Here is a 2,051-nt window from a genome sequence, read left to right on the forward strand (position 1 = left end):
AACACACATCGCGTGAAATTCCAAGGGGCGGCCGGCGTCCAAGCAGTTCGAGTGCAGGCTGCACGCGGCTGCACGCGGCTGCACGCGGCTGCACGCGGCTGCACGCGGCTGCACGCGACTCGGCTCGCCGCGCCGCCGCCCCCCCTTCCACCCTTCGCCACGAGAGCTCTCATGCCCGACCACCACCTGATCACCACCGCCTTCGACCTGCCCGGCCATCGCATCGACCAATCGTTCGGCATCGCGCGCGGCATCGTCGTGCGCTCGCGCTCGATCATCGGCTCGTTCGGCGCCGCGATCCAGACCGTGTTCGGCGGCAATATTTCGCTCTACGCCTCGTTGTGCGAGCGCGCGCGGCAGGACGCGTACGACAAGATGATCGCGCAGGCCGCCGGCTTCGGCGCGAACGCGATCATCGGCATGCGCTACGACGCCACGGAAATCGGCTCGGGCATCACCGAGGTGCTGTGCTACGGCACGGCGGTGCGCGCCACGCCGATCGCAGGCTGAACGCCGGAGCGTTATTGCCCGTCATTGACCCGGGCGGTCGACGAACGTCACGTCGAGCCCGCGTGCGCGCATCCAGTCGGCTACGGCGTAGCCGGTGCCGGCGCGCCACGGCCGCAGGTTCGGCGGCTCGACGAGCCGGTATTCGAGCAGCTCCGGCGACAGCGCGATCTCGCCGCTGGCCCGCACGTGATACGCGATGATCAGCTCGTTCTTGCGGATGAATTCGTACACGCCCACCAGTTCCACCGAATCGGCCCGCAACGAGGTTTCCTCCAGCACTTCGCGGGCGATGCCTTCCTCGGGCGTTTCGCCGTTTTCGAGGAAGCCGGTGATCAGCGCGAACATCCCTTCCGGCCAGGCCGCGTTGCGCGCGAGCAGGATCTTGCCGTCGATCTCGACGATCGCGGCCACCACCGGCAGCGGGTTGTTCCAGTGGACGTAGCCGCAGGCCGCGTCGGGGCAGACCTGGCGGACGCGGCCGCCCTCGTGCAGCGCGTCGGCGCGCGTGGTGAGCGGGGTCGCGCAGCGCGGACAGAAACGGTGTTCGGCAGTGGTCATCGGGGGAGCGCTTGCGGCGCGGCGAGCGGCATGGGAAGCCGTCGCGCGCCATCGTTGGGGGAAAGACGAAGCGCACATTCTAGCGAGTTTGGGCGGTTTGCATCGGAGGCCGCGACGGCCCCCGATGCGGGCTTGGGCGCGTCTTTTCGTTACGCGTCCGGCAGGCCGGCCCGGGCCGCCGCCTCGCGCCGCGCGACGATCGCCCAGGCCGCGAAACCGAGCGCGCCCGCCAGCAGCGCCGCCACCGCGATCCACAACGCCGGCGTGAACGACCCGGCCCGCGCCGCCACCGGCGCGGCGACCAGCGGCCCGGCGATCTGCCCGAGCCCGTAGGACGCCGTGGCGTACCCCATCAGCCCGGCCGCCGCCTCACCATGCAGACGCCGCGCCTCGCGCATCGCGAACAGCGTGATCGCCGTGAACGGCAGGCCGAGCAGCAGGCTGCCGAGTGCGAAGCCGGCCGCGGTCGGCCATGCGATGCCCAACACGATGCCGAGCGCCTGCACCGCGCACGACAGGCCGAGCAGCAGCCGGTTGTCCCAGCCGGCCGGCAACCGCGACGCGAGCAGCGCGCCCACCATCAGCGCCGCGCCGAACATTGGCCAGAACAGATCCGGCCACGGCGAACCGGGCGGCAGCGCGCCGCGCGCGATCACCGGCAGGAACGTGGCCGTGATGATGTAGCCGAAGCCCGGCGCGCCATACAGCACGATTAGCCGCCGCGCGTCGCGGCGCACGGCCGGGTGGCCGGCGTCGGGCGGCGCGGCGTGCGTGATTCGAGCGGCTTGCGTTGCTTGCCCGGCATGACTCGCTTGCGCTGCCTGCCCTTCCGATCCTGCCTGTCGTGCCTGTCCTGCCTGTCCGGCTTGCCCCACTTGCCCGGCCGCCCCAGCTTGCCCCACCTGTCCGGCCGCCCCAGCTTGCCCCACCTGCCCGACCACCCCCGCTTGCCCCACCTGTCCGGCCGCCCCAGCTTGCCCCAC

3 protein-coding genes are annotated in these 2,051 nt (G+C 71.7%); 1 reads left to right on the top strand and 2 read right to left on the bottom strand.

The genetic code is table 11. The features are described 5' to 3' along the window. Positions 1 to 171: 171 nt before the first annotated feature. Positions 172 to 510 carry a YbjQ family protein gene (locus ACYP33_RS19640; RefSeq protein WP_414449612.1) on the top strand — a complete coding sequence of 113 codons (339 nt, stop codon included), beginning with the start codon at positions 172 to 174 and terminating at the stop codon, positions 508 to 510. Positions 511 to 531: 21 nt separating this feature from the next. On the opposite strand, the gene ACYP33_RS19645 is transcribed toward ACYP33_RS19640, so the two are convergent. Continuing rightward, complete coding sequence (locus ACYP33_RS19645; protein ID WP_414444888.1) at positions 532 to 1,068, bottom strand: NUDIX domain-containing protein; 537 nt, start codon at positions 1,066 to 1,068, stop codon at positions 532 to 534. A gap of 149 nt (positions 1,069 to 1,217) precedes the next feature. Beyond that, positions 1,218 to 2,051, bottom strand: an 834-nt coding sequence (locus ACYP33_RS19650) for a YbfB/YjiJ family MFS transporter (RefSeq protein ID WP_459623449.1), incomplete at its 5' end; no start/stop codon positions are given.

The organism is Burkholderia sp. 3C, assembly GCF_054589155.1.